The organism is Geodermatophilus siccatus (assembly GCF_900103785.1).
Lineage (GTDB): Bacteria > Actinomycetota > Actinomycetes > Mycobacteriales > Geodermatophilaceae > Geodermatophilus > Geodermatophilus siccatus.
On sequence record NZ_FNHE01000015.1, the window covers coordinates 1 to 22,488 of the forward strand.

Consider the following 22,488-nt stretch of genomic DNA (forward strand, 5'->3'; position numbering starts at 1 on the left):
ACCCGGGCGGCGGCCTGGTTCGCCGCCCACGGCGTCACCCTCCGGCGGGTGCTGACCGACAACGCCAAGAGCTACCGCGTCGGGCGGGCCTGGATCGCCGTCTGCGCCCAGCTGGGCATCGGCCGCCGGTTCATCAAGCCCGGGCGGCCCTGGACCAACGGCAAGGCCGAGCGGTTCAACCGCACCCTGCAGACCGAGTGGGCCTACGCCACCGCCTGGAGCTGCAACGACGAGCGCACCGCCGCCCTGGACAGCTGGCTGACCCACTACAACACTTCCCGCAGCCACTCCGCCCTCGGCGGCCGCCCACCGATCAGCCGACTCGCCGCGTGAACAACCTCCCTGGTCACGACACCTAGCGGAACCGGACGGCGATCAGCGCGACGTCGTCCCGCCCGTCGAGGGAGCCGGCGACCGCGGCATCGCAGAGCGCGCGCGGGCTCGCCTCGACGGGAGCGGCCGCCAGCCGGTCGACCAGCTCGGCGATGCCCTCGTCGAGGTCGGTGCCCGGCCGCTCGATGAGCCCGTCGGTGTAGGCCAGCAGCGTGGTGTCGCGCGGCAGGTCGATCGACGTCGTCCGCCGGGGCAGGCTGCCGTCGACACCGATCAGCAGGCCGGTCACGTCGTCCAGGAGCCGCACGTCGCCGTCCGCGGTGCGCAGCAGCGGCGGGGGGTGGCCGGCGCTGGCCAGGTGCAGCCGCCACGGCGCGCCGTCGTCGGCCGGGGGCACCGCCCGGGCGTAGACCATCGTCGCCATCGAGGCCACGCCCAGGCCCTGCACCAGCCGGTCCACCCGCGCCAGGACGACGCCGGGGTCGGGGTCGGGCGCCTCCCAGGCGCAGGCACGGATCAGCCCGCGCAGGTGGCCCATGGCCGCGGCGGCCGCGATGTCGTGGCCGACGACGTCGCCGATGACCACGCCGATCGACCCGTCGGGCAGGTGCAGCAGGTCGTAGAAGTCACCGCCCACGTCGGCCGCCGTGGAGGCGCTGACGTAGTGGGCGGCCGACTCCACGGCGGGGATGGCCGGCAGCTCGGGCAGCAGCGAGCGCTGCAGCGTGTCGGCGACGGTGTGCTCCTGCTGGTAGAGGCGCACGTTGTCCATGGCCAGCGCGGCGCGGCGGGCGAGGTCCTCGGCGAGGTCGACGTCCTCCTGGTCGAAGGGCCGCTCGGTGCCGGCGCGGGCCAGCAGGATGGCGCCGCGGGTCCTCCGGCGGGCGACCATGGGGACGGCGAGCAGCGAGCCCGTGCCGAGCCGCTCGGCGGCCTGGCGGGCGGCCTCGGAGGTGAACAGCCCGTCGAGATCGGCGCCGGTCCGCTGGACGAGCACCGGCCGGGAGCTGGCGATGCTGCGCCGGGTCGGCGAGCTCTCCGGCAGGTGCGGAGCGTGCTGGGTGGCCAGCACCCGCAGCTCCTCCCCGAGGCCGTCGCGGTGCCGGGAGGCGGTCTCGCGGACGGTCCCGGTGTCGTCGAGCAGGGAGATGAACACCCAGTCGGCGAGCAGCGGCACGCAGAGCCGGGCCAGCCGGTCGAGGACGTCGGCGAGGTCCAGCGTGGCGATCAGCGTGCTCGTCGCCTCGGCCATCAGCGCCAGGCGGCCCTGGATGCGCTCGGCGTCCGCGCGGGCCCGCTCGGCGTCGGCCTGCGCCCGCTCGGCGGCCGCTCGGGCCAACTCGGCCTCCTGGCGGGCGGACTGCTCCGCGGCGAAGGCGGCCTCCCGCTCGTGCTCCACCCGCACCCGCTCGGTGACGTCGGTCTGCACGCCGACGAAGCTGACCAGCTCGCCCTCGCCGTCGAAGACCGGGCTGATCGACAGGTGGTTCCAGAAGGCGGTGCCGTCCTTGCGGTGGTTGAGCAGCGTCGTGCTGACCGCCCGCTGCTCCTCCAGCGCGGCGCGGATCGCGGCGACGGCCGCGGGGTCGGTGGCCGGCCCCTGCAGGAAGCGGCAGTTGCGGCCGACGGCCTCGTCGTAGCCGTAGCCGGTGATACGGGTGAAGGAGGGGTTGACCCACACCAGCGGGTCGTCCGGCTCGCGGGGGTCGGTGATGGTGAAGGCGATGTCGGTGGCGACGACCGCCCGTTCCCGCAGCGCCCGCAGCTGGTCGTCGGCGGCGTCGCTCCCGCCGGACTCGACCTCGAGGAAGACCACCAGCGAGAGGTGCTCGTCGCCGTCGGGCCGCGACAGCGGGAAGCCGGTGACCCACAGCAGCCGGTCGGGGCGGCCGGCAGGGTCCTGGGCGGGCAGGTCGTCGTCCGCCTGGGCCAGCACCATCCGCACCGCCTCGCCGGTGACCGGGAGGCCCTGCGCGACCAGCGACAGTGGGCCGGACGTGCTGGCCAGGGGCTGGCCGCCCAGGTCGGTGAGACCCACGGAGGCGCCCCAGGTGTCGATGTCGACGGGCAGGCGGACGTTGCCGGCCAGCTCGACCGCTGCGCTGTTGGCGTAGGTGACCGCCCCGGCGCCGCGGTCGATGAGCAGCACCGCGACCGGGACGTCGGCCAGCACGCCGGGCAGCGCGGACGACGCGGTGTCGGTGCCCGAGCGCTCGACGACGGCCGCGGCGGCGCTGACGACGCCGGCCTCCTCGCGGCCCACCACGCCGTCGGGGCGCTGGAGGAGGGACGTGTCCCGCGGTCGGTCCCGCTCGGCCGGCACGGTGTCGACCCTAACCGCGCACCTCGCGCCCCGGCCACCACCGTCCGGGGCGTTGACCAGCGGGTCCACGCCCCCAGGTGTGGGACGCGGCCCGGCGGGAACCCCCTGCCCGGGGTACGCCGTTCCCCGACCGGAGGGAGACGATCGCCATGGGACTGCTCGACCGGCTCTTCGGCCGCCGCCGTTCAGACGGGTACCCCGACCCGGGCCACCAGCAGGCCGCGCCGCGGTACGGCGGCTACCAGACGGCGCCCTCGCCGCAGAGCGGCGCGCCCACCGACCAGCAGGCCATCGAGCGCTACCGCTACCTGCTGCGCACGGCGCCGCCGGACAAGATCGAGGAGGCGCACGCGGAGGCCTTCGCCCAGCTCACGCCGCAGCAGCGGCAGGAGGTGCTGGTCCAGCTGGCGGCCGCGGTGCCCTCGTCGGAGCGGCCGCGCTCGGACGACCCGCGCTCCCTCGCCCGCGCCGCCACCCGCGCGGAGGTGCGCCAGCCCGGCACGCTGGAGCGGGCCTTCGGCGGCGGCTTCGGAGGGGGCGGCTACGGACCCGGGTACGGCGGTGGCTACGGACCCGGGTACGGCGGCGGTTACGGGCGCGGCTACGGCGGGCCCAGCTTCGGCAGCACCCTGGGCGCCAGCCTGCTCGGCACCGTCGGCGGCCTGGTGGTCGGCACGGCGGTCGCCGACGCGCTGTTCGACACCGGCCTCGGTGACGGCGGTCTGTTCGGCGGCGGCGACGAGGAGGCCTACGCCCAGGGCTACGAGGACGGCGCCGGCGCTGACGGGGGCGACTACGGCGGCGACCCGGGCGGGGACTTCGCCGCCGGTGCCGACGGCGGCGACTGGGGCGGCGACTTCGGTGGGGACTTCGGCGGCGGGGAGTTCTGACCCCGGCGGGCAGCGCGCCGGTTCGCGGTGATGTGCACCTGCGGCGCACCCGGGCCTCGGGATGCACCACGAGCGCACCTCACCGCAGCGGCCCCGGCGTCCGGGCGGTGCGGCGCAGGTAGAGCAGCCCGACGACCGGGAGCACCAGCGGGATGAACAGGTAGCCGCGGCCGTACGCCGACCACACCGTCTCGTCGGGGAAGGCGGCGGGGTCCACCAGCGACAGCGTGCCGACGACGAGGACGCCGACCAGCTCGACGGTGATCGCGACGAGGGCGACCCGGCGTCCCCCACGGGCCAGGGCCACGGTGGCGACGACGTAGACGACGGCGGCCAGCGCGGACAGCAGGTAGGCCACCGGCGCCTCGGCGAAGCGGGTCGACAGCTGGACGGCGGCCCGGGCACCGGCGGCGAGGGCGAAGACGCCGTACACCGCGACCAGCACCCGACCGGGCCCGCCGGCGGCCCCCGACCGGTCCCCCGTCGTCTCAGCCACCCGTCGCCTCCCACAGCTCCTGCAGCCGCCAGATCATCACGCCCACCGCCGCGGCCGCCACGGCGAGCACGGTGCCCGCCCAGCGGCTCGGCTCCGTCCGCGCCCACAGCGCCCCGGCGACGGGCAGCAGGACGATGCCGACCAGGTAGCTGAGGAAGGTCGGGGTGTCGGCCAGCCGCTCACCGCGCAGCAGGGCGACGACGGCGAGGGCCGCCTGCACCAGCAGCAGGACCTCCAGCAGTGCTGCGCCCCACAGGTGCAGCAGGCCGATCCGCCGACGGGCGAGGGTGGAGGCGATCCCGGCCAGGGCCAGGAGCCCGGCGGCGACGGTCACCACGACCACCAGCGGGAGGGTCACCGGGCGGACGCGGGAGTGGCGGGCACGGGTGCCATCCTCCCGCCCGGCGGGCGGCCACCCTCCAGGGGCCCGCCGGCCCGCTGGGGCAGGAGGGTCCCCGTCAGCGGTGCACGCTGGACATGTCCGGGTAGCGGTCCCCCGCCGTGGCACCGACCGGCGCGGCCTCGTCCAGCCGGCGCAGGTCGTCGTCGGTCAGCCGGACGTCGGCGGCCGCGGCGTTCTCCTCGAGGTAGGCCACCCGCTTGGTGCCGGGGATCGGCACGATGACAGGCCTCCCCGCCCCACCACCCCCGGCCGGGGAACCCCCGCGGTCGCTCTGCGCCATCACCCAGGCCAGCGCGAGCTGGGTGGCGGTCACGCCCTTCTCGTCGGCGATCTCGCGGACCCGGTCGACCAGCTCCAGGTTCCTCGCGAAGTTCTCGCCCTGGAAGCGCGGGTTGTTCCGGCGGAAGTCGTCGGGGGCGAGGTCGTCGAGGCTGCGGATCCGGCCGGAGAGGAAGCCGCGACCGATCGGTGAGTAGGCGACGAAGCCGATGCCGAGCTCGGCGCAGGTGGCCAGCACGCCGTCGTCCTCGGGGTCGCGGGTCCACAGCGAGTACTCGGTCTGGACGGCGGTCACCGGCTGCACCGCGTGCGCCCGGCGGATGGTCTCGGGCGCGGCCTCGGAGATGCCGGCGTGGCGGACCTTGCCCGCCTCGACCAGCTCCCCCAGCGCGCCCCAGGTGTCCTCGACCGGGACGGTGGCGTCGACCCGGTGCTGGTAGTAGAGGTCGATGACGTCGACGCCGAGCCGCTGCAGCGAGGCGTCGCAGGCGCGGCGCACGTAGTCGGGCCTGCCGTTGATGCCGAGGAACGAGCCGTCCTCACCGCGCTCGTTGCCGAACTTGGTGGCGAGCACCACCTCGTCGCGCCGGCCGGCGATGGCCTTCCCGACGAGCCGCTCGTTGGTGAACGGGCCGTACATGTCCGCGGTGTCGAGGAAGGTGACGCCGAGGTCCAGCGCCCGCTGGATGGTGCGCTCGGCCTCCGCCTGGTCACCGGTGCCGTAGAACTCGCTCATCCCCATGCAGCCCAGTCCCTGGGCCGGGACGGTCAGCCGTCCCAGTGTGCGTGTCTCCATGGTCACTCCCCTGCCCGTCCGGACCCGGTTGACACGTGCAACGGGGGGTGTGACAGGTTAGGCATGCCTCACTTAGCCAAGCCTCACCTCTACGACAGGAGCTCGATGCGCACGCAGGCCCGGCCGCTGGCCGCCTTCTCCCTCACCGTGGTGACCGCCCTCGCCGTCAGCGCCTGCGGCGGCGGGGAGGACACCACCGCCGAGGCCGCCGCGGGGTCCGACGAGGTCACCGTGACCCACGCCCAGGGCGAGACCGCCGTCCCGGTCGACCCGCAGCGGGTCGTCGTGTTCGACGTCGGCGTGCTGTCGACCCTGGACAGCCTCGGCGTCGAGGTGGCCGGCGTGCCGGAGGCGACCTACCCCGAGTCGCTGGCGGCGTACTCGGGGGACGAGTACGCCAAGGTCGGCTCGCTGTTCGAGCCGGACTACGAGGCGGTCAACGCCGTCGAGCCGGACCTGATCATCGTCGGCGGTCGCTCGGCCGCGGTGTACCCCGAGCTCGCCGAGATCGCCCCCACCATCGACCTGACCGTCGACAACCAGGACTTCCTGGCGTCCTTCGAGGAGCGGGTGACCACCCTCGCGGAGGTCTTCGGTGAGGAGGACGCCGTCGCCGACCGGCTGGCCGCTCTGGACCAGCGGGTCGCCGAGGTGCGGGCGGCCGCGGAGGGCGCCGGCGACGCGCTGTTCGTGATGACCAACGCCGGCGAGGTCAGCGCCTACGGCCCCGACACCCGCTTCGGCCTGGTCTACGACGAGCTGGGGCTCACCCCCACCGACGAGGGGTTGACCGCCGCCGACCACGGCGACGCCATCTCGTTCGAGTACATCGCCGACGAGGACCCCGACATCCTGCTGGTGCTCGACCGCGACGCGGCCATCGGCGAGTCCGGTCAGGCCGCGCAGCAGGTGCTCGACAACGAGCTGGTCCGCGGCACGACGGCGTGGCAGAACGACGACGTCCACTACCTCGACTCGTCCGTCTGGTACATCGCGCCGAACGGTCTGCCGTCGGTCGAGCAGATGGTCGAGGAAGTCGCCACGGCGGTCGCCTGACCCCGGTGACCAGTACGGACGAACGACGCGGCGGCGCCGGACCCACCGGGGTGCGGCGCCGCCGCGGTGTGCAACGGTGGCACGTCGTCGCCGCGCTGGTCGGCCTCGTGGCGGCCGGCTCGGCATCCCTGTTCATCGGGGTCGGCGACCTGACGCCGGCCGACCTGCTCGACCCCGGCGAGGCGCAGGCGCGGGTGCTGTGGACCAGCCGCGTGCCGCGGCTGCTCGCGATCCTGCTGGCCGGTTCGGCGATGGCCGTGGCCGGGCTGGTGATGATGCACCTGACCCGCAACCGGTTCGTCTCCCCGCAGACCGCCGGGACGACGGAGTGGGTGGGGCTGGGCATCGTCGTCGCGACGCTGTCCTTCGGCGGCACCTCCGTGCTCGGCAAGATGGCGATCGGCGTGGCGTTCGCCCTGGTCGGCACCGCGCTCTTCGTCTGGCTGCTGCAGCGGATGGTGCTCACCGACGTCGTGGTGGTCCCGCTGGTCGGCATCCTGCTCGGCGGCGTGGTCACCGCGGCGACGACCTTCCTGGCCTACCGCTTCGACCTGCTGCAGTCGATGGACGTGTGGATGAACGGCGACTTCTCCGGCGTCCTGGCCGGCCGCTACGAGCTGCTCTGGCTGGTGCTGGCCGCCACCGTGCTCGCCTACCTGTGGGCCGACCGGTTCTCCGTCGCGGGCATGGGCGAGAGCTTCGCGATCAACCTCGGCGTCGCCTACACCCGCGTGGTCATGGTCGGCCTGGCCATCGCGTCGGTCGTCACCGCGATCGTCGTCGTGAGCGTCGGGTCGATCCCCTTCCTCGGCCTCGTCGTCCCCAACCTGGTGACCCTGGCGATGGGTGACAACCTGCGCCGGGTGCTGCCCGTGACCGCGCTGACCGGGGCGGCGTTCGTGCTGGTCTGCGACGTCCTGGCCCGCACCATCCGGTACCCGTACGAGGTGCCGGTCGGCATGATCGGCGGGGTCGTCGGCGGCGTGCTGTTCGTCTGGCTGCTGCTGCGCGCCCGGAAGCGGGCGTTCGCGTGACCGAGCTCGCGAGGTCCCGCCGGGGGCAGGGTGCGGCCGCCCTGACCGCGCCGCAGCGGGCCACCCGCCGCCGGCGCACGCTCGTCGTCCTCGGCGTCCTGACCGCCGTCGCCGTCGCCGCGTTCCTCACCGTCGACGTCACCGGGTCCTGGGACTACGCGCTGCAGCAGCGCGGGCGCCGGCTGGCCGCCATGGCGGTCGTCGCCGTGGCGGTCGCGGTCTCCACCGTGCTGTTCCAGACGGTGACCAACAACCGGATCCTGACCCCGGAGATCATGGGGTTCGACCGGCTGTTCGTGCTGATCCAGACGGTCGGGGTGTTCGTCCTCGGCGCGGCCACCGTCACCACGACCGACCCGCGGCTGCGCTTCGCGATCGAGGTCGTCGTGCTGATCGGCTTCGGCGCCGTCCTCTACCGGTCGCTGTTCGGCCGCACCGAGCGCGACGTGTACGTGCTGGTGCTCCTCGGGGTGGTGCTCGGCTCCACCTTCACCAGCCTCACGCTGCTGGTCTCCCGGCTGATCGACCCCAACGAGTTCCTCACCCTGCAGGACCTGCTGTTCGCCAGCTTCAACTCCGTCGACCGGCAGATGCTGGCGCTGTCGGCCGTCCTCGTCGCGTTGGTCACCGCGGGCGTGTGGCGGCTGCTCCCCCGGCTGGACGTCGTCGCGCTGGGCCGGGACACCGCGATCGGCCTGGGCGTCGACCACCGCCGGGTGGTCAACCAGGCGCTGCTGGCCGTCGCCGTCCTCGTCGCCGTCGCCACCGCGCTGGTCGGGCCGATCACCTTCCTCGGCCTGCTGGTGGCCAACCTGGCCCGCCAGCTGCTGGGCACCCACCGGCACGCCTGGGTGCTGCCCGGTGCGGCCCTGCTGGGGCTGCTCGCCCTGGTCGGGGGCCAGCTGGTCCTCGAGCAGGTGTTCGGCTTCAACTCCAGCCTCAGCGTCGTCGTCAACTTCGTGGGCGGGATCGTCTTCATCGCCCTCCTGATCAGACAGCCTCGTCAGTGAGGGAGCAGAGCCAGTGATCGAGATCGAGTCCGTCTCGAAGTCCTACGGCGGCGTCCGCGTGCTGGACGACGTCTCGCTGACCATCCCGACCGGCGGCATCACCTCGCTGATCGGCGCCAACGGCGCGGGCAAGTCCACGCTGCTCTCGGTCGCCGCCCGGCTGCTGCCGGCCGACAGCGGCCGGGTGCGCGTCGACGGGATGGACGTCGCGACGACGCCGGGCCCGGTGCTGGCCCGTCGGCTGGCCGTCCTCCGGCAGGAGAACGCGATGTCGGTGCGGCTGACCGTGCGCGAGCTGGTCGCCTTCGGCCGCTTCCCGCACTCCGGCGGTCGGCTGACGCCCGAGGACCACCGCCTGGTCGACGAGGCCATGGCGTGGTTCGAGCTCGGCCCGCTGGCCGACCGGCACCTCGACCAGCTCTCCGGCGGACAGCGGCAGCGCGCCTACGTGGCGATGGTGATGTGCCAGGGCACCGACCACGTGCTGCTCGACGAGCCGCTGAACAACCTCGACATGCGGCACGCCGTCCAGATGATGCGGATGCTGCGCGGCATGGCCGACGAGCTGGGCCGCACCGTCGTCCTCGTCGTGCACGACGTCAACGTGGCCTCCTGCTACTCCGACCGGATCGTCGCGATGCGCGAGGGGCAGCTGGTCGCCGAGGGCCCGACGTCCGAGCTGATGACGCCGGAGCTGCTGCGCAAGGTGTTCGACGTCGAGGTCGAGGTCCACGAGCTGGCCGGACGGCGGATCGGCGTCCCCTGGTCCTGACCTGGCCCGCGGGACCGGGTCACCGGCCCCGCGAGCACCTGACCGGCGGCTACCCGGCCACCAGGCCCGTCCGGACCGCGCCCGTGGGGGTGGACGCCGGCACCGGGTCGAGCGCCCCGCGGTCCTGGGTGCACACCGTCCCTGCCGGCGGGGTGGCCCCGGTCAGCAGGTACTGCGACGTGAGCGAGGCCGCGCAGGAGCTGGTGCCGAACGAGGTGTGCCCGACGCCGTCCACGGTCAGCAGGGTGCTGTTGGGCAGCAGGTCGTCCACCACCACCGCGTTGCGGTACGGGGTGGCGGGGTCGTACAGGTTGCCGATGACGAGCACCGGGTTGCGGGTCCAGCTGTTCCACGGGCCGGTGTGGCGCTCGGTCGAGCGACCGGCCCACGGCGCGCAGACGAGCCCGGCGTAGGCCCAGCGGGAGCCGACGTAGGGCGCGGTCGTGGCGTCCAGTGCGCGCCCGACCTCGCCGTAGCGGTAGGGGTCGTCCGGGTTGTCGGTGTCGGCGCAGGTGATGGCGGCTCTCGCGTCGGGGAAGTTGTCGTAGCCCTCGGGCACCGGGGGCTGCGGCAGCCTCCCCAGGCCGGCGGCGACAGCGGCGCCGTCGGCGCTGTAGGCCTCCTGCAGCAGCTCGCCGAGGACCGGCCACGTGTCCGGGGTGAAGAGCAGCGCCGCGGTCACCACGACCAGGTCCGAGTAGGTCAGCGGCTCCGCCGGCCCGTCGGGCACGGGGACCAGCAGCGGGGCGGCCCGCAGCCGGGCGGCGAGCTCGGCGTACTTCTGCTCCGGGTTCCCGTCGGCGGCGAACGCGCACTGCTGCGGTCCGGCCTCCGCGCACAGCTCGAAGAACCGGTCCAGGGTCTCCGTGCTGCCCACCTCGGTGCCCTCGCGGATCCAGCTGATGGTGCCCGGAGGACCGCTGGCCCAGCCGGGGTCCACCACGCCGTCGAGGACCAGGGCCCCGGTGCGCGTGGGGAAGGTGTTGGCGACCACCTGGCCGAGGAAGGTGCCGTAGGACAGGCCGTACAGGTTGATCCGCTGGTCACCCATCGCCGCTCGCAGCACGTCGAGGTCGCGGGCGAACTGCAGGGTGCGGACGTGGTCGAGCAGGTCCCCGTTGCGTGCCCGGCACTCCTCCGCGAACGCGCGCACCTGCGCGATCACCTGCTCCTCCTGGACCCGGTCGGTGGGGAAGTCGGCCAGCGTGGCGTAGGGCAGGGCGGCCTGCTCCGCCGTGCTGCCCGTGCAGCGCACCGGCCGGCTCTCGCCGGTCCCGCGCGGGTCGACGCCGACCAGGTCGTAACGCGCGAGCACCTCCGGCGGGAACAGCAGCCGGCCCAGCTCGCGCACGGTCGCCGCTGCGGGTCCGCCCGGGCCGCCGAAGTTGACGAACAGGGCGCCGATCCGGTTCGCCGGGTCGGCCGCGGGCAGGCGCACCGCGTGCAGGCGGAACGTGCGGCCCCGCGGGTCGGCGTAGTCGTACGGGACGTCGACGTCGGCCTGCTGGAAGCCGTCGCCCGCATCCACCCAGGTGATCGACGGGACCGGGACGCCCGGTACGCCACCCGGTGGGGGCTCCGTGGCCGCGGGCGCTGCCGGAGCGGGTGCTGCCGGAGCGGCGACCGCGACGCCCCCGAGCGGGACGGCGAGCAGGGCGGCGGACGTCGCCGCCGCACAGGCAGCGGCGGCGATCCGGCGCCGCAGGCGGGGTGCTGAGGCGATCGGCATGGGTCCCCCCGTGGTCGGGCTCGCGCACCTGGCCGTCCCGGGCTCGTCCGGCCTCGTCCGGCGAGCACTGTGCCGGTGTCCCCACCGACCGCGGAAGTGCCGACTGCGCGGCGACGACACACGGGTGGCACGACCTGCTGCGCCGGCCGCGCCGTGCGCTGGCACGCCCTGCGCGGGACCTCCCCCGGTCCCACGCCGGTGGCGGCCGCCGTTCCACGTGGAACCCGTGCTCCCACGGTGCGGCTCGCTGCGTCGCGCTCGGGTCCGTCACCACGGCGCCACGAGGCGTGCCGCGCTGCCCATCCCGGGATCGACGCGCAGGTGGCCGCCTTGCACCGGGAGCGGCTCCTGACGGGTCGCCGCAGCAACCGTCCCCGGTACGGGGCGATGACTCCGCATCCGCCGTCCGGTCGGAACTCTGACGGCGCGGCTGCGAGAAGCGGCGCGGCCACCGGGAGGAGGACCTGGTGCAGGTGAACCGGACACCGACGACCACGGCGTTGATCGGGCGGTGGCGCACGGAGGGCGAGGTGCTCGGGGACGACGGGCAGACCGTGGTGGCGACCGTCCGGGGCAGCGACGTCTACGAGGAGCTCGGCCCCACCGTCGTCCACCACGTCGACGTGGTGGTCGGCGGTCGGCGGACCCGGGCACTGGAGGTCATCGAGCCCTACGACGCCGCGCGCGGCGTCTTCCCGACCCGGGCCTATGACGACCAGGGCGGCGTCGAGGACGCGACCGCCACCGTGCGCGACGGCGAGTGGACGTTCTCCGCCGGCCCGGCATCAGCCACGCTGCGGGTGGCCGAGGACGGCGCCTCGATGTCCGCTCGATGGACGCGGCCGGGCCCGGACGGTGTCCCGCGGCCGTGGATGGAGCTGCGCTTCACCCGCGTGGGCTGATGTCGCCGCACCCCATGTGCTCTACTCCGCTACGTCGCCAGGGCGGCACGGCCGGCTGGTCGATCGGCCCGCGCCGTTCCGGCGGTTGCCGGTCCCACCTGCCCGCCACCTGGGCGGCCATGGCCGCAGGCGCCCTCGACGAGGCACGCGCCGAGGTCCTGGCCGACGTCCGCGAGCACACCTCCCCGGCGGTCGCCCGCGCCATCGAGGGCCGGTTGCCGCCCGAGGCGGCGTCCCTGACGACCGGCAGGTCGAGGAAGCGCGCGCTCGCGGCGCTGCTCGAGGCCGACGCCGACGCGGTCGACGAACGCCGCCAGCAGGCGCAGCGGCAGGCCGACGTGCGCTGCCACCCCTCACCGACGGAGGGGATGGGCACGCCGTCCGCCGACCTGCCCGCCCAGGGGCCGGCGGGCGGCCCGGGATCGACGTCCCGGGCCGCCCGCGGTCACGGCTGCGCCGCCAGGACGTCGGTGGCGCGGTGCGGCCCGGTGACGCCCTCCACCAGGACCGCCCAACCGGTGCTGGACCCGGTCCGGAGGCCCACGATCTCCTGATAGGCAGCCGACGAGTACCAGGCGCGGGCACCGGCGGCGTCCGGGAAGCCGATGACCACCAGGTCGCCCTGCCACGGGCCCTCGACGACCTCGGCGCGGGCGCCGTGCACCAGGAACCGCCCCCCGAAGGGCTCGAGGGTGGCGTCGATCCGGGCCAGGTACTCGGCGATCTCGGGGCCCATGGCCACCGTCTCGAGGTGCGCGACGGCGTAGGAGCCGAACCCGCTCACTGCTGCGGGACCCGGTCGAGGAAGCCGCAGACCCGGTCGAAGCGACCGTCCCCGTCGGTGACGGCCACGTCGGAGCCGATCACCGGCGGCTCCCCGCCCTCCGGACCCAGGCTCCAGGTGAACCGCACCTGGTCGTGGTGGGCGTCGACCGGCCCGGCGAGCCGGAAGACCCAGCCGGGGAGCTGCTCGTGCACCGCGACGATCGCCGCCTCGATGCCATCGTGCCCCCGGACGTCGACCAGCGGGTCGACGTAACGGGCGTCCTCGGTGAAGAGCGCCGCGACCGCCCGGCGGCGGGCCTGCGGCTCGGTCTCGTTCCACGCGGCGATGTACCGCTGGACCTGGGTGGCGGTGTCCTCGGGCACGGTGCGTCCTCCTCGCTGTCGGGGCCGGCGCCGGGGTGGCTGTGGCCCGGACCCGAGGCTGCGCGAGGACGGGGCGGTCCGTCGATGACCTCACAGGTCATGGACGCCTACCTCCGAGGTAGGTGTCCGGCGGCCGGGGTGCCCGTAGCGTCCGGACCGTGACGGCGACCCCGACCCGCTCCACCTTCGGGCCGCTGCTGCGTCAGTGGCGCACCCGGCGCCGGCTCAGCCAGCTCGACCTGGCCGTCGAGAGCGACGTCTCCGCGCGGCACATCAGCTTCCTGGAGACCGGCCGGTCGAAGCCCAGCCGCGAGATGGTGCTGCGGCTGGCCACCCAGCTCGACGTCCCGCTGCGCGAGCGCAACCAGCTGCTGCTCGGGGCCGGTTACGCCCCCGAGTACCGCGCCCGTCCCCTCGAGGACCCGGAGATGGCCCCGGTCCGCGCCGCGGTCGACGCCGTGCTGCGCGCCCACGCCCCGCACCCGGCCCTCGCCGTCGACCGGCACTGGGACCTGGTGAGCGCCAACGCCGGCGTCGACCTGCTCACCCGCGGGGTCGCGGCGCACCTGCTCGAGCCACCGGTCAACGTGCTGCGGTTGAGCCTGCACCCCGACGGGCTGGCCGGCCGGATCCGCAACCTGGCCGAGTGGCGTGGCCACGTGCTCGGTCGGCTGGCCCGGGAGCTCGCCGTCACCGGCGACCCCCGGACGCGGGCGCTGCTGCACGAGCTCGCGGCGCTCCCCGGCGGCCGCAGCCACGGCGCGACGAACGCCGTCGCCGTCCCCCTGCGGCTGGAGGTCGGCGGCCGGGAACTGGCGTTCCTCAGCACGGTCACGACCTTCGGCACCGCCGTCGACGTCACCCTCGCGGAGCTGAGCATCGAGGCCTTCCTGCCCGCCGACGCGGCGACGGCGGAGGTCGTGGCCGCGCTGGCCGCGGACGGACCCTGACACCGCGGACCAGAGCGTGACCTGGACCGCCCGCTCGTCCCGGGCACCGGTCGGCGCCGTCGCCGTTCCACGTGGAACGCCGCCGCGTTGCATCGGTGTGACATGGGCCGTGGGCAGTCGCGCCGGCCCGGCCGGTGGGGTTGGATCACCACATGTGCGGCCTCTCCGGTGAGATCCGGTTCGACGGCTCCCTGGCCGACACCACCGCCGTGGCGCGGATGGTCGAGTGCCTGGTCCCCCGCGGGCCGGACGGCCAGGGTGCCTGGAGCAACGGGCGGGTGGCCTTCGGGCACCGCCGGCTGTCGGTCATCGACCTGTCGCCGGCCGGCAGCCAGCCGATGGTGGACAACGAGCTCGGCCTGACCGCGGTCTTCAACGGCTGCATCTACGACTACAAGGAGCTGCGCGCCGAGCTCGAGGGCCACGGCTACCGCTTCTTCTCCACCTCCGACACCGAGGTGATCCTCAAGGGCTACCACCACTGGGGCACCGCGGTGGTGGAGCACCTGCACGGCATGTTCGCGTTCGTCATCAGCGAGCGCGACACCGGCCGCGTGGTGCTCGCCCGCGACCGGCTGGGCATCAAGCCGCTCTACCTGGCCGAGACGCCCGGCCGGCTGCGCTTCGCCTCCTCCCTGCCGGCGCTGCTGCAGGCCGGGGACGTCGACACCTCCATCGACCCGGTCGCGCTGCACCACTACCTCACCTGGCACGCCGTCGTCCCCGCGCCGCGGACGATCGTCAACGGCGTCCGCAAGCTGCCCCCGGCCACCGTGCGGGTGGTCGAGGCCGACGGCACCTCCCGCGAGCACCGCTACTGGGAGGCCCGCTACGAGCGCGACCCTGCGCACGCGAACTGGTCCGCCCGCGACTGGGAGGACGCGATCGAGGAGGCGCTGCGGGTCGCCGTCCGGCGGCGGCTGGTGGCCGACATCCCGGTCGGCGTGCTGCTCTCCGGCGGGCTGGACTCCAGCCTGATCGTCGGCCTGCTCGCGCAGGAGGGGCAGACCGGCCTGGCGACCTACTCGATCGGCTTCGAGGCCGTCGGCGGCCGGGAGGGCGACGAATTCCAGTACTCCGACGTCATCGCCGAGCGCTTCGGCACCGACCACCACCGCATCCGGGTCGCCTCCGACGAGCTCGCCGCGGCGCTCGGCCACGCCATCCACGCGATGGCCGAGCCGATGGTCAGCCACGACGTCGTCGCCTTCGACCTGCTCTCCGAGCGGGTCAGCCAGTCGATCCGGGTGGTGCAGTCCGGGCAGGGCGCCGACGAGGTCTTCGCCGGCTACCACTGGTACCCGCCGCTGCAGGGCGTGGACCGCGAGCGGGCGGTGGAGACCTACGCGAGGGCGTTCTTCGACCGGGACGCCGCCGACATGGCCCGACTCGTTGCCGACCGCTACGCGCTGGACGGCGACCCGAGCCTGGAGTTCGTCCGCCGGCACATGTCCGCGCCGCACGCCGACACCGCCGTGGACGCCGCGCTGCGCCTGGACAGCGAGGTCATGCTCGTCGACGACCCGGTCAAGCGGGTGGACAACATGTCCATGGCCTGGGGGCTGGAGGCCCGGGTGCCCTTCCTCGACCACGACCTGGTCGAGCTGGCCGCGATGTGCCCGCCGGAGCTGAAGCTGGCAGACGGCGGCAAGGGCGTGCTCAAGGCGATCGGCCGACGGATCATCCCGCCGGAGGTCATCGACCGGCCCAAGGGCTACTTCCCGGTCCCGGCGATCACCCACCTCGAGGGCAAGGTGCTCGACCTGGTGCGCGACGCGCTGACCGGCGACGCCGCCCGCGAGCGCGGGCTGTTCCGGTCGGAGTACGTCGACCGGCTGCTGGCCGACCCGAACGGTGAGCTCACCCCGCTGCGCGGCAACAAGCTGTGGCAGCTGGGTCTGCTGGAGCTCTGGCTGCAGGCCCACGGGGTCTGAGCGTGCCCCGGATCGCGGGGCACCGGCGCCGCCTCCCGGTGTCCGACACGCCTTCCACCAGCCGTCCCTGGCAGCAGGTCTCCGAGCACCAGCGGCAGGGGATGGCCTCCGACGTCGTCCTGGACCTGGCCTGGGGCCGGCTGGTCTTCGGGCAGACCTTCTCCAGCCTCGAGGGCATCGTGAAGGCGCTGCGCTCGGAGGAGAGCGGCCGGCGCGACATCTGCATCTACCCGCGCGACCCGCACGTGATGGTCGGGATGGCGCCCGACGAGCTGTTCATCGACCCCAGCTACGTCTACCGGCTCGACCTGCACCGCTACCGGCCGCGAGCCGAGCTCATCCGCGACGTCTTCGTGCGCACGGTGACCGCGCTGGACGAGATGCGGCAGGTCAACGACATCTACGCGCGCAACGGCATGGTCACCGGGGACGCCGGCACCATGTGGGCCAACCACCGCACGCGGTGCTTCACCTACCTGGTGGCCGAGGACCGGCGGACCGGCCGGATCGTCGGCACGGTCACCGGCGTGGACCACGTGCTCGCCTTCGGCGACCCGGAGGGCGGCGCCAGCCTGTGGTGCCTGGCCGTCGACGCGCAGGACGCCCCGCCCGGCACCGGTGAGGCGCTGGTGCGGGTGCTGGCCGAGCGCTACGTCGGCCGCGGCCGCGCCTACCTCGACCTCTCGGTCATGCACGACAACACCGGGGCGATCGCGCTGTACCGCAAGCTCGGCTTCCACCGGGTGCCGGCGCTGTGCGTGAAGCGGAAGAACCCGATCAACACGCCGCTGTTCGCCGCCCGCCCGCCGGGGCTGGCCGAGCTCAACCCCTACGCGCGGCTCATCGCCGAGGAGGCGCTCGAGCGCGGCATCCGCGTCGAGGTCAACGACGCCGAGTGGGGCGAGATGCGGCTGTCGCTGGGCGGGCGCACCGTGCTCACCCGGGAGTCGCTGTCGGAGTTCACCAGCGCGGTCGCGATGAGCCGCTGCGACGACAAGCGGGTCACCCGGCGGATCATGGAGCGGGCCGGCGTCCGCGTGCCCCGCGGTGCGACCGTCACCGAGGACGACCTGGCAGCCGCCCGCACCCTGCTGGCCGAGTGCGGCGAGGTCGTGGTCAAGCCCGCCCGCGGGGAGCAGGGGCGCGGCATCACCGTCGGCGTGCGCGAGGAGGCGGCGCTGGACCGGGCGGTGCGCCTGGCCCTGCAGTACTGCCCCGACGTGCTGGTCGAGGAGCTCGTCGAGGGCCAGGACCTGCGGGTGGTCGTCATCGACCACGAGGTGGTGGCCGCCGCGGTGCGCCGTCCCGCCGAGGTGGTCGGCGACGGCCGCTCCCCCGTCACCGAGCTGGTGCGCAGCACCAGCCGCCGGCGCGAGCGGGCCACCGACGGCGAGTCGAGCATCCCGCTCGACGACACGACCGCCGAGGTGGTCGCCGAGTCCGGGTACGCCATGGACGACGTCCCGCCGGTGGGCGAGCGCGTCCAGGTCCGGCGGACGGCGAACCTGCACACCGGCGGCACCATCGAGGACGTCACCGAGCGGCTGCACCCGGCGATCGCGCAGGCCGCCGTCCGGGCCAGCCGGGCGATCGGCATCCCGGTGACGGGGCTGGACTTCCTGGTGCCCGACGTCGAGGGCCCCGACCACGTGTTCATCGAGGCCAACGAACGGCCGGGGCTGGCCAACCACGAGCCGCAGCCGACCGTGGAGCGCTTCGTCGACCTGCTCTTCCCCGAGACCCGCCGGCGCTGAAGCAGGACCTCCCTGACCCCACCGCTCGCAGGCTCGCGGCGGGACCCAGGACGGGGCCAACCCCGTCACCGGGTGAAGATGGCGAGCAGGTCGTCGACCTCGCGGTGGGCCGTGCTCGGGTGCCGGAACGGCCGGTGCGGCTGCACCTCGTAGTGGGTGCGGCGGCCCCGGCGGCTGCGGGTGACGTAGTTCGCCTCCTCGAGGTCGCGCAGGATGGCCAGGACGGCGCGGGGGGTGATGCCGATCCGTGCGGCGATCTCCTCGACGCGTGCGTCCGGATCGGCGGCCACCGCGAGCAGCACGTGGCCGTGGTTGGTGAGGAACGTCCACGACGGGCGCGGGTCGTCGGTCACGGGTCTCCTCGGCGGGTTGGCACGGACGGCTGAAGTCTGCTTCACTAGTCCACGGAGGGGAGTATCCCCGCAGCGCTCCGTCGCCAGTACGTCCCCACCTCGAGGGGTCCGGCGGAGCGAGCCCGTGACGGGGCTGGGAGAGACCTCCGGTCGGTCCCGATCGGAGGAGGTCCCCCGTGGACGTCTCGCTGTCCCTCTGGCTGGCCGTGCTCGGCCTGATCGTCGGCATGCTGGCGGTCGACCTGTTCGCCCACCGCCGCGCGCACGTGATCGGCGTGCGCGAGGCGGCGGCCTGGTCGGCGGTGTGGGTGGCCATCGGCGTCGGCTTCGGCGCCTGGGTGTGGTGGGCGTACGGCGCCGAGCTCGGCCAGCAGTACTTCGCCGGCTACCTGATCGAGAAGTCGCTGGCCGTGGACAACGTCTTCGTGTGGGCGATCGTCTTCACGTTCTTCGCCGTGCCGCGGGAGTACCAGCACCGCGTGCTCTTCCTCGGCGTGCTCGGCGCACTCGTGCTGCGCGGCCTGTTCATCGCCGGCGGCGCGGCGCTCATCGCGAGCTTCGGGTGGGTGCTCTACCTGTTCGCGGCGTTCCTGCTGGTCACCGGCTGGCGGATGCTGCGGCAGCGCGACGAGCACGTCGACCCTGCCCGGTCGCGGACGCTGCGGCTGTTCCGCCGGTTCGTGCCGATGACCGACGCCTTCCACGGGCAGCGCTTCCTCATCCGGCGGGACGGCGTCCTGCTGGCCACTCCCCTGCTGGCCGTGCTGGTCCTGGTCGAGGTCACCGACGTCGTCTTCGCCGTCGACTCGATCCCGGCCATCTTCGCGGTCACCGACGAGCCGTTCCTCGTCTTCACCGCCAACGCCTTCGCCATCCTGGGCCTGCGGGCGATGTACTTCCTGCTCGCCGACCTGGTCCACCGCTTCGTGTACCTCAAGACCGGGCTGGCGCTGGTGCTGATGTGGGTCGGCGTCAAGATGCTGCTCAAGATCGACGTCTACTACATCCCCACGACGGTCAGCCTGGCGGTCATCGCCACGATCCTCGGCGTCTCGATCTGGCTGAGCCTGCGGGCCACCCGCGGCCAGGGCCGCCGGGCCCTGCAGGCGCCGACCACTCCCCCGTTCCGAGTGGCGACCCAGGAAGAGCTGGCGGCGCTCGAGCCGGTGCGGCGCCGCCGACGCGGCACCATCGACGGGCCGGTGCGGCCGGCCTCCTGACGCCCGACGATCATGGAACTGCGGTGGCGACGCACCGGACGGATGCGGTGTGTCGCCGTCGGCACGTCATGATCGCCGTGGACGACGGGAGGACGGGACGGTGGCGTACCTGCTCGCGGCGCTCGGTGGCGCGCTCGGCGCGCTGGCCCGCTGGGGCGTGGCGACGGCGCTGCCGCACTCCCCCGCCGGGTGGCCGTGGGCCACGCTGCTGGTCAACCTCACCGGCTGCCTGGTGTTCGGCGCGCTGACCGCCGTCCTCACCGCCCGCTCCCCCGAGCCGCCGTGGGCGCGGCCGTTCCTCGCCGTCGGCGTGCTCGGCGGCTACACGACCTACTCCGCGTTCGCGGTCGAGACGGTGCGGCTGGCCGAGGCCGGCGAGCTCCTCCTGGCCGCCGGCTACGTGCTCGTCTCCGTCGTCGGCGGCGTGCTCGCCGTGGCCGGCGGCGCCCTGGCGGTGCGGGCCGCCCGCGTCCGGTGACGCCGCTGCTCGTGGTGGCCGGTGCGCTGGTCGGCGCCCCGCTGCGGCTGCTGGCCACCCGGCTGGCGGCCCGCAACGGAGGCGAGCCGGCCCGCGGCACGCTGACCGTGAACGTCGTGGGCAGCGCCCTGCTGGGTCTGGTGCTGGGCGCCGCCGCGACCCCCCCGGCGGTGGTCGCCCTGGTGGGTACCGGCTTCTGCGGCACGCTGACCACCTTCTCGACGTTCGGCGCCGACGTGCTGCGGATGGTCGAGCAGCGACGACTCGTCCGTGGCCTGACCCACGTGCTCGCCACCCTCGTCCTGGGGATGGGGGCCGCCGCGCTGGGGTACGTCGTAGCCCCTGGGTGAGCCTGGCGCTGCCGGTTCCGGCTGCGCTCAGTAGGGTCGGGGGCGGTATGGCTGGGACAGCAGCAGGAGACGAGAAGGCGGACAGCCCGGTCGTCGTGGTGGCCAACCGGCTGCCGGTCGACCAGGTCACCGACCCTGACGGCAGCACCCGCTGGCAGCGCAGTCCCGGCGGCCTGGTGACCGCGCTGGAGCCCTTCGTGGCCGGCCGCGGCGGCGCCTGGGTCGGCTGGTCGGGGTCGGCCGGCGAGGCCCCCGAGCCCTTCGAGTCCGGCGGGATGTCGCTGATCCCCGTGCCGCTCTCCGAGGAGGAGGTCGACCGGTACTACGAGGGCATGTCCAACGCCTCGTTGTGGCCGCTGTACCACGACGTGGTCGAGAAGCCCGAGTACCACCGGACGTGGTGGGACACCTACGTCCAGGTCAACAAGCGCTTCACCGAGCGTGCCGCCGAGGTGGCCGCCCCGGGCGCGATCGTGTGGGTGCACGACTACCAGCTGCAGCTGGTGCCGGCCATGCTGCGCCAGCAGCGCCCGGACCTCACCATCGGCTTCTTCCTGCACATCCCGTTCCCGCCCTACGAGCTGTTCACCCAGCTGCCGTGGCGGTCGGCCGTCGTCGAGGGCCTGCTCGGCGCCGACCTGGTCGGGTTCCAGCGGCCCGCCGCGGCGGCCAACTTCGTGCAACTGGCCCGCCGGCTGCACGACCTGCCGGCCCGCGGCACGACGATCGAGTACGACGGCCGCACGGTCACCGCGCGCGCCTTCCCGATCTCCATCGACGTCAAGGCGTTCGAGGAGCTGGCGAGCCGGCCGGACGTGGTCAAGCGGGCCGAGGAGATCCGCGCCGAGCTGGGCAACCCGCGGAAGATCATCCTGGGCGTGGACCGGCTGGACTACACCAAGGGCATCACCGTCCGGCTCAACGCCTTCCAGGAGCTGCTGGAGGACGGCGTCGTCGAGGTCCCCGACACGGTGATGGTGCAGGTCGCCACGCCCAGCCGGGAGCGCGTCGAGCACTACGTGCACATGCGCGAGACGATCGAGCAGCAGGTCGGCCACATCAACGGCGTCTTCGGCACCCTCGGCGGGCCCGCCGTCCACTACATCAACCAGTCGGTGCCCCGCGAGGAGCTGGCCGCGCTCTACCGGGCCGCCGACGTCATGCTCGTGACGCCGTACCGCGACGGCATGAACCTCGTGGCCAAGGAGTACGTCGCGGCCCGCAGCGACCTCGGCGGCACCCTGGTGCTCTCCGAGTTCGCCGGCGCCGCCGCCGAGCTCAAGCAGGCGTTCCTGGTCAACCCGCACGACATCGCCGGGGTCAAGAACCAGCTGCTGCGGGCCCTGCGCATCGAGCCGGCCGAGGCGGCCAAGCGGATGCGCGCGATGCGCCGCCACCTGGCCCGCAACGACCTCGAGCACTGGGCCAACTCCTTCTTCGACGCGCTGCAGGCGAAGGCGTGAGCGGGCCGGCGGCGGCCACCGGCGCGCTGCCGGCCGACCTCGCCGAGGCGCTGGCGGACGTCGCCGGACGGCGCCCGCTGTTGGTGGCCAGCGACTACGACGGCGTCCTCGCGCCCCTGGTGGGCGACCCCTCGGCCGCCGTCCCGGTGCCGGGGGCCGCCGGAGCGCTGGCGCGGCTGGTCGCTGCTGACGGCGTCACGGTGGCACTGGTCAGCGGCCGCGGTGTGGCCGACCTGCGGGCGGTGAGCGGCTTCGAGGGCCCCTACCGCTGGATCGGCAGCCACGGGGCCGAGTACGACGGCCCGCTGACCGGGGAGCTCGCCGCCCGCCGCGACGCGCTCGCCGAGCGGCTGGCCCCGCTCGTCGCCGCGGTGCCCGGTGCCCGACTGGAGGTCAAGCCGGCCAGCGTGGCGGTGCACGTGCGGCAGGTGACCGACCGCGTCGCGGCGGCCGGGCTGCTGGAGCAGGCCCACGCCGTGGCCGATCCGTCACTGACGTTGAAGCCGGGCAAGGAGGTGCTCGAGCTCGCGGTCACCGACGCCGACAAGGGCACCGCGCTGCTGCGGCTCCGCGACGACCTCGGTGCCGTCGCGACGGTCTACCTCGGCGACGACCGCACCGACGAGGACGCCTTCCGCGTCCTCCCCCCCGGCGACCTCACCGTCAAGGTCGGCGAGGGCGAGACCGCGGCCCGCCACCGGGTCCCCGACCCGGCCGCCGTCGTCCTCCTGCTCGAGACGCTCGCCGACGCCCTGGACTGACGTCCTCCCGGTGTGCGGGAATGGCGCCGGGATGTCGACAAAGCGGTCGGTGG

At 74.3% G+C, this 22,488-nt stretch carries 24 protein-coding genes; 15 read left to right on the top strand and 9 right to left on the bottom strand.

All coding sequences use genetic code 11. The features are described from left to right. A partial coding sequence (locus tag BLS21_RS21770; protein WP_139177206.1) for an integrase core domain-containing protein occupies positions 1 to 333 on the top strand: 333 nt, incomplete at its 5' end. A 22-nt stretch (positions 334 to 355) separates the two neighbouring features. Here BLS21_RS21770 and BLS21_RS21775 read toward each other — a convergent pair. Continuing rightward, positions 356 to 2,656 carry a GAF domain-containing SpoIIE family protein phosphatase gene (locus tag BLS21_RS21775; RefSeq protein WP_091223446.1) on the bottom strand — a complete coding sequence of 767 codons (2,301 nt, stop codon included), beginning with the start codon at positions 2,654 to 2,656 and terminating at the stop codon, positions 356 to 358. 149 nt (positions 2,657 to 2,805) lie between these two features. On the opposite strand from BLS21_RS21775, the gene BLS21_RS21780 reads away from it, so the two are divergent. Then, complete coding sequence (locus BLS21_RS21780) at positions 2,806 to 3,546, top strand: hypothetical protein (RefSeq protein ID WP_091223448.1); 741 nt, start codon at positions 2,806 to 2,808, stop codon at positions 3,544 to 3,546. Between the two features lie 79 nt (positions 3,547 to 3,625). Here BLS21_RS21780 and BLS21_RS21785 read toward each other — a convergent pair whose 3' ends face one another. The 3 genes from BLS21_RS21785 to BLS21_RS21795 form a co-directional block, all read right to left on the bottom strand. Next, the gene (locus tag BLS21_RS21785; RefSeq protein WP_091223450.1) at positions 3,626 to 4,042 is read right to left on the bottom strand and encodes a hypothetical protein; all 417 of its coding nucleotides are present in this window, start codon (positions 4,040 to 4,042) and stop codon (positions 3,626 to 3,628) included. Then, a complete protein-coding gene (locus BLS21_RS21790) occupies positions 4,035 to 4,400 on the bottom strand; it encodes a hypothetical protein (RefSeq protein WP_091223451.1) in 366 nt (121 codons plus the stop codon). The genes BLS21_RS21785 and BLS21_RS21790 overlap by 8 nt, the downstream gene beginning before the upstream one ends. Positions 4,401 to 4,500: 100 nt before the next feature. After that, positions 4,501 to 5,520 (bottom strand): aldo/keto reductase, encoded by a 1,020-nt coding sequence (locus BLS21_RS21795; RefSeq protein WP_091223594.1) that lies wholly within the window; start codon positions 5,518 to 5,520, stop codon positions 4,501 to 4,503. Between the two features lie 105 nt (positions 5,521 to 5,625). Between BLS21_RS21795 and BLS21_RS21800 the strand changes: the two genes are divergently transcribed. From BLS21_RS21800 to BLS21_RS21815, 4 genes are read left to right on the top strand one after another with little or no spacing between them, the layout of a single operon-like run. Next, positions 5,626 to 6,576, top strand: a complete 951-nt coding sequence (locus BLS21_RS21800) for a siderophore ABC transporter substrate-binding protein (protein WP_091223453.1) — start codon at positions 5,626 to 5,628, stop codon at positions 6,574 to 6,576. A 5-nt stretch (positions 6,577 to 6,581) separates the two neighbouring features. Further along, entirely contained in the window at positions 6,582 to 7,610 is a 1,029-nt protein-coding gene (locus BLS21_RS21805; RefSeq protein ID WP_245700660.1) for an ABC transporter permease, read from the top strand. Next, positions 7,607 to 8,620 carry an iron chelate uptake ABC transporter family permease subunit gene (locus BLS21_RS21810; protein ID WP_245700662.1) on the top strand — a complete coding sequence of 338 codons (1,014 nt, stop codon included), beginning with the start codon at positions 7,607 to 7,609 and terminating at the stop codon, positions 8,618 to 8,620. Before BLS21_RS21805 ends, BLS21_RS21810 begins: the two co-directional genes overlap by 4 nt. Before the next feature lie 13 nt (positions 8,621 to 8,633). Beyond that, a complete protein-coding gene (locus BLS21_RS21815) occupies positions 8,634 to 9,392 on the top strand; it encodes an iron ABC transporter ATP-binding protein (RefSeq protein WP_091223457.1) in 759 nt (252 codons plus the stop codon). A 49-nt stretch (positions 9,393 to 9,441) separates the two neighbouring features. Here BLS21_RS21815 and BLS21_RS21820 read toward each other — a convergent pair whose 3' ends face one another. Next, a complete protein-coding gene (locus BLS21_RS21820) occupies positions 9,442 to 11,121 on the bottom strand; it encodes an alpha/beta hydrolase (protein WP_091223459.1) in 1,680 nt (559 codons plus the stop codon). 467 nt (positions 11,122 to 11,588) lie between these two features. On the opposite strand from BLS21_RS21820, the gene BLS21_RS21825 reads away from it, so the two are divergent. Next, positions 11,589 to 12,023, top strand: coding sequence for a hypothetical protein (locus BLS21_RS21825; protein ID WP_091223461.1), 435 nt, complete (start codon positions 11,589 to 11,591; stop codon positions 12,021 to 12,023). Positions 12,024 to 12,052: 29 nt separating this feature from the next. Here BLS21_RS21825 and BLS21_RS24785 read toward each other — a convergent pair whose 3' ends face one another. From BLS21_RS24785 to BLS21_RS21840, 3 genes are all read right to left on the bottom strand, one after another. Further along, positions 12,053 to 12,373 carry a hypothetical protein gene (locus tag BLS21_RS24785; RefSeq protein ID WP_139177248.1) on the bottom strand — a complete coding sequence of 107 codons (321 nt, stop codon included), beginning with the start codon at positions 12,371 to 12,373 and terminating at the stop codon, positions 12,053 to 12,055. A gap of 95 nt (positions 12,374 to 12,468) precedes the next feature. Beyond that, positions 12,469 to 12,807, bottom strand: coding sequence for a DUF1330 domain-containing protein (locus BLS21_RS21835; protein ID WP_091223465.1), 339 nt, complete (start codon positions 12,805 to 12,807; stop codon positions 12,469 to 12,471). Next, complete coding sequence (locus BLS21_RS21840) at positions 12,804 to 13,172, bottom strand: nuclear transport factor 2 family protein (RefSeq protein ID WP_091223468.1); 369 nt, start codon at positions 13,170 to 13,172, stop codon at positions 12,804 to 12,806. The genes BLS21_RS21835 and BLS21_RS21840 overlap by 4 nt, the downstream gene beginning before the upstream one ends. A 158-nt stretch (positions 13,173 to 13,330) precedes the next feature. Between BLS21_RS21840 and BLS21_RS21845 the strand changes: the two genes are divergently transcribed. From BLS21_RS21845 to ngg, 3 genes are all read left to right on the top strand, one after another. After that, positions 13,331 to 14,122, top strand: a complete 792-nt coding sequence (locus tag BLS21_RS21845) for a helix-turn-helix domain-containing protein (RefSeq protein ID WP_245700664.1) — start codon at positions 13,331 to 13,333, stop codon at positions 14,120 to 14,122. Positions 14,123 to 14,274: 152 nt separating this feature from the next. Continuing rightward, positions 14,275 to 16,056, top strand: a complete 1,782-nt coding sequence (locus tag BLS21_RS21850) for an N-acetylglutaminylglutamine amidotransferase (RefSeq protein WP_091223473.1) — start codon at positions 14,275 to 14,277, stop codon at positions 16,054 to 16,056. Positions 16,057 to 16,094: 38 nt separating this feature from the next. Next, positions 16,095 to 17,810, top strand: coding sequence for an N-acetylglutaminylglutamine synthetase (gene ngg, locus BLS21_RS21855; RefSeq protein WP_245700665.1), 1,716 nt, complete (start codon positions 16,095 to 16,097; stop codon positions 17,808 to 17,810). Between the two features lie 65 nt (positions 17,811 to 17,875). Here the strand turns inward: ngg and BLS21_RS21860 are convergent, their stop codons facing one another. Next, the gene (locus BLS21_RS21860; protein ID WP_091223476.1) at positions 17,876 to 18,163 is read right to left on the bottom strand and encodes a helix-turn-helix transcriptional regulator; all 288 of its coding nucleotides are present in this window, start codon (positions 18,161 to 18,163) and stop codon (positions 17,876 to 17,878) included. Positions 18,164 to 18,339: 176 nt separating this feature from the next. Between BLS21_RS21860 and BLS21_RS21865 the strand changes: the two genes are divergently transcribed. The 5 genes from BLS21_RS21865 (at position 18,340) to otsB (ending at position 22,435) form a co-directional block, all read left to right on the top strand. Then, positions 18,340 to 19,383: a TerC family protein gene (locus BLS21_RS21865; protein ID WP_091223478.1), complete on the top strand. Its 1,044-nt coding sequence runs from the start codon at positions 18,340 to 18,342 to the stop codon at positions 19,381 to 19,383. A gap of 100 nt (positions 19,384 to 19,483) precedes the next feature. Next, the gene (crcB, locus tag BLS21_RS21870; RefSeq protein ID WP_091223480.1) at positions 19,484 to 19,861 is read left to right on the top strand and encodes a fluoride efflux transporter CrcB; all 378 of its coding nucleotides are present in this window, start codon (positions 19,484 to 19,486) and stop codon (positions 19,859 to 19,861) included. Next, positions 19,858 to 20,211: a fluoride efflux transporter FluC gene (locus BLS21_RS21875; RefSeq protein ID WP_091223482.1), complete on the top strand. Its 354-nt coding sequence runs from the start codon at positions 19,858 to 19,860 to the stop codon at positions 20,209 to 20,211. Before crcB ends, BLS21_RS21875 begins: the two co-directional genes overlap by 4 nt. Before the next feature lie 47 nt (positions 20,212 to 20,258). Then, entirely contained in the window at positions 20,259 to 21,674 is a 1,416-nt protein-coding gene (locus BLS21_RS21880) for an alpha,alpha-trehalose-phosphate synthase (UDP-forming) (RefSeq protein WP_091223484.1), read from the top strand. After that, positions 21,671 to 22,435 carry a trehalose-phosphatase gene (gene otsB / locus BLS21_RS21885; RefSeq protein ID WP_091223486.1) on the top strand — a complete coding sequence of 255 codons (765 nt, stop codon included), beginning with the start codon at positions 21,671 to 21,673 and terminating at the stop codon, positions 22,433 to 22,435. The genes BLS21_RS21880 and otsB overlap by 4 nt, the downstream gene beginning before the upstream one ends. Positions 22,436 to 22,488 lie beyond the last annotated feature (53 nt).

Bases quoted from the DNA above. Each gene is read 5' to 3' on its own strand.
- BLS21_RS21780 (WP_091223448.1), top strand. From the start codon at position 2,806: ATGGGACTGCTCGACCGGCTCTTCGGCCGCCGCCGTTCAGACGGGTAC.
- BLS21_RS21795 (WP_091223594.1), bottom strand. From the start codon at position 5,520: ATGGAGACACGCACACTGGGACGGCTGACCGTCCCGGCCCAGGGACTG.
- BLS21_RS21800 (WP_091223453.1), top strand. From the start codon at position 5,626: ATGCGCACGCAGGCCCGGCCGCTGGCCGCCTTCTCCCTCACCGTGGTG.
- BLS21_RS21820 (WP_091223459.1), bottom strand. From the start codon at position 11,121: ATGCCGATCGCCTCAGCACCCCGCCTGCGGCGCCGGATCGCCGCCGCT.
- BLS21_RS21850 (WP_091223473.1), top strand. From the start codon at position 14,275: ATGTGCGGCCTCTCCGGTGAGATCCGGTTCGACGGCTCCCTGGCCGAC.
- BLS21_RS21880 (WP_091223484.1), top strand. From the start codon at position 20,259: ATGGCTGGGACAGCAGCAGGAGACGAGAAGGCGGACAGCCCGGTCGTC.